Raw genomic sequence first — 3,520 nt, 5'->3', positions numbered from 1 at the left:
TTCGCTAACTGTTCGCTATGTCTCCGAACAAAGTGTTCGCGATGTCCCCGGTCCATACACTCCCAGAGGGAGAGGGGACTGACCGAGTCGGTTTCAGATTCAACGCTTGAACATCAGACACGCCGAGTACTCCAGCATCCCCCACTCCAGTCCCTCTCCCTCTGGGAGAGGGCTAGGGTGAGGGTTTACAGCTGATAACTAAAACTCAAGGTATATCGCGGCCTGCGGTTAAAGCTGTCCAAAGCGATGTCAGACATCGGCTTGGCCACTTCAAACGCAATGTTGTAATAACGCTTGTCGCCAAAGCGCAGCCCTGCGGCCGCTGACGACATGTCCGAACCTTTGAACGGCAGCTCGTTGAACCAGGTCTTGGCCTTGTCCAGCACCACATAAGGCTGCAGCAATTTCACCCACTCGCCCTCACGGTTGAAGCTGTAGTTCACCTCATAGGCGACGCCCCATCCCTTGTCACCCGAGGCCTGATCATCCGGGTAGCCACGACCAAAGTTTTGCCCGCCAAACACGGCCCGTTCGCTGTCCGGCAAGCTGTCATCACTCCAGTACAACGCACCAGACATCACCCCCTGCCAGTTGTCGAAGAAGCCATCGCTTTGCACACCCGACAGGCGCAAACGGAAGAAGTCCAGGTCATACCGGGTGCCGGTCAGGTTTGTCTCGCTTTTGGCACCCAGCCCATTGATGCCCTGGTACACGCCCGCACTGACGATGCGCAACTGCTTGGCATCGGACTTGCGCCAATCCCCTTCTACCGCCAGTGCTCGCACATTGGTGCGCTCACTGATGGTCTGCGAATACCCGACGATTTCGTAGTCAGTGTTGTCGTTGACGCCATACAGCCTGGCACCGACGCTCAGCCATTGATCAGGCGCAACAATCAGCGGATGCGTCACCCCCACCGAAAAGCGGTCGTTCTCGCGATGGGGTTTGAGCTCGAAGCCGTCACTGGTGGCGATACTGGCCGCCGGATCACTGCGATAGCGCGCACCGTACAGGCTCAGTTGCGTGCCTTCGGCATTGAGGTATTGGCTGTAATCAAGACGGTAGTAATGCTCTTTGTCGTGGCCTGGCGGAAACAATGCGCTGACGGTCAACTGCTCGGCCATGCCCGTCTGCGAATTGCTGCTCGCGCCAAACAACGCCTGAGTGCTGTTACGGCTGCCATCCGTCAGGCTCATGCTGGTGGTGAAGGGCTTTCGACTGGCCGTGATCTGCATCGTCGACGCACCATCGGTGGTGGTGGGTGGCGGCACTTGCGCCTGCAACGTCACCCCCGGCAGCCGCCCCATCAAGGTGGCGTAGCGATCAAAGGTTTTACGGGTCAACGGGCGCTCAGCCTTCAGCTTGTCCGCCAGGTCATCGATCATGCCCCTGACCCGCCCCACATCGCCTTCAACGCGATAGTTGCTGATGTACCCCTCGACCAGCACCACGCGCACCAACCCTTGATCAAAGTTCTGCGGCGGTAAATAGGCATAGGACAGCAGGTAGCCGTCGGTTTGATAGCGCTTGGTGATGGTGCGCGTGGCCTCGATCAATTGCTCAAGGGTGATTTCATGATTGAGCAACGCTTGATACGCCGCACCCAATTCCTTTAACGGGTAAACCGTTCCGCCCTCAATCTGCAATTTACGGATGGTCAAACGGGTGCTCATCATCAACGGCGCCGGCACCGCCGCTTTGGGTTTGGGCAACTCAAGCTCGGGCGCTTGCGGGCGATAGGCATCGACCGGCAAGTTGGGCGTGGGCAATGTTTGCATGGTTTCGTTGCTGTTGAGGTAACGCGGAAGAGGCTCGGCACCGACGTAAGGCGTCAACGCCAACAACATGAAAGGGACGTACGTTCGCATAAGACACTCCATGGTCTACAACAGCGGCAAAACGAGGGGGGCGCGTCATCTGAACGTGAGGCTGCCCGGCATCAGCCCTACAACTTACACATGAAAAAAAACGAGAGATTGCGCACAATCTCTCGTTCCAACCAAGCGTAGGCGCTGTAGGAGAGGCCGTCGAACCGGCCAGGAGCAATTCGTTAGTTTTTCTTGCCCAGGTTGCCCAAGCCTCCGAGCACCCCGCCAAGTGCCCCCCCCACACCCGCGGCAGGAGCCCCCGGTGCTGCAGGTTCAGCCTGAACCAGACCACCCACTGAGCCCACCGTTGCACCGACAGTGCCTACCAGCGCGCCGACCGCATTGCCCACCGGGTTGGCCGTAGTGCTCTCGACTTTGGCCCCCACGCTGCTGACTGCACCACCCACTTGGGTCAACAGCCCGTCAACAGGAGCGCCAAGACCAGTAGCTGCGCCGACATTTTGGGTAACCGTCGTGACCGCCGTGGTGACCGGGTTCAGCGCCGTGGCTACGGTGCCAGTGACAGCGGCTAACGGAGCGCCTGCCGCCGTGTTAGCCACACCTGTACCGCCCACGACTGAACCGGCTGAAGCCACTACATTGCCCACGCCTACCGCGTTGCCGCCACCCGCCTGAACCACACCACTGGTGCTGCCTGCTGTCAGACCAGCACCGACACCATTCACTACCCCGCCAACGGTTTCCAGCAGGCCACTGCCGGCCAGTCCGCCCGAGCCTCCTGTGCCACCCCCAGTGCCTACGGCCGGATTAACCAGGCCGCCTGCTTTGTCAGTGACACCCGCTACCGTGTTGAGCACACCGCTGACCACATTGGTGACCGGGTTGTTACCCGTCGCCGCCACTTTGTCGCCCACCCCACCGACAACGGTACTGACCTTATTCAACACGCCGTCGACCGGAGCGCCGAGGCCGGTGGTTGTACCGACTTTGCCGGTAGTGGTTTCCACCATGGAAATGACCGGCACCAGCACTTTGTCATTCACGGCGCCGGTTACGTTACTCAACGGCCCTGTGGTCGCAGACCCGGTGAGCGTGTTACCGAGCATGGTGACTGAGGTGCCAACCTTGCCCACCAGCCCACCCGTTACGTCGGTGACTTTGTTGGTCACACCGCCCACGATCGGGATCTGACTGATCAGCGTGTTGTCGAGCACCGTGCTGACCCCGGTGCCAACCGATGTCACCCCTTTGCCGATATCCGACACAGCGGTGGTTGCACCTGCCACGGTCAGCCCCAGAGAATCTTTATTGGTGCCCAACGAGCCAAGACCGTTGGTCAAGCCTGTGCCCACGGACGTCACCGCGTTGCCCGTATTCGTCACCAGGCCACTGCCCACCGTGCCCACCACAGGAACGGTGGTCAATGCAGTGCCGATGTCACTTACCACGTTGCCGACACCTTGAACGCCTGTGCCAACCTGCCCGACCACTTGGCCGGTTACCAACGGCGTGGTGCCTGCACCCGTGCCGCCACCACCTGTTCCACCACCTGTTCCACCACCTGTGCCGCCGCCGGTTCCACCACCGCCTGTTCCGCCACCTGTGCCGCCGCCAGTTCCACCACCGCCTGTTCCACCACCAGTGCCGCCGTCAGTTCCGCCACCGCCTGTTCCGCCACCTGTGCCGCCGTC

3 protein-coding genes are annotated in these 3,520 nt (G+C 60.5%); all 3 read right to left on the bottom strand.

The window, feature by feature from the left end; translation table 11 throughout:
* Window positions 1–185: 185 nt before the first annotated feature.
* Window positions 186–1,868 (bottom strand): ShlB/FhaC/HecB family hemolysin secretion/activation protein, encoded by a 1,683-nt coding sequence (locus GHN86_RS22765; RefSeq protein ID WP_153383192.1) that lies wholly within the window; start codon window positions 1,866–1,868, stop codon window positions 186–188.
* A 182-nt stretch (window positions 1,869–2,050) separates the two neighbouring features.
* A complete protein-coding gene (locus GHN86_RS22760) occupies window positions 2,051–3,334 on the bottom strand; it encodes a collagen-like triple helix repeat-containing protein (protein ID WP_228389644.1) in 1,284 nt (427 codons plus the stop codon).
* The coding region (locus GHN86_RS23775) for a hypothetical protein (protein ID WP_228389643.1) at window positions 3,328–3,520 on the bottom strand (193 nt) is incomplete at its 5' end. The genes GHN86_RS22760 and GHN86_RS23775, both read right to left, overlap by 7 nt.

It is taken from the genome of Pseudomonas helleri (assembly GCF_009600315.1).
Classification (GTDB): domain Bacteria; phylum Pseudomonadota; class Gammaproteobacteria; order Pseudomonadales; family Pseudomonadaceae; genus Aquipseudomonas; species Aquipseudomonas helleri_A.
This window is presented reverse-complemented; position numbering and strand designations above follow the sequence as displayed.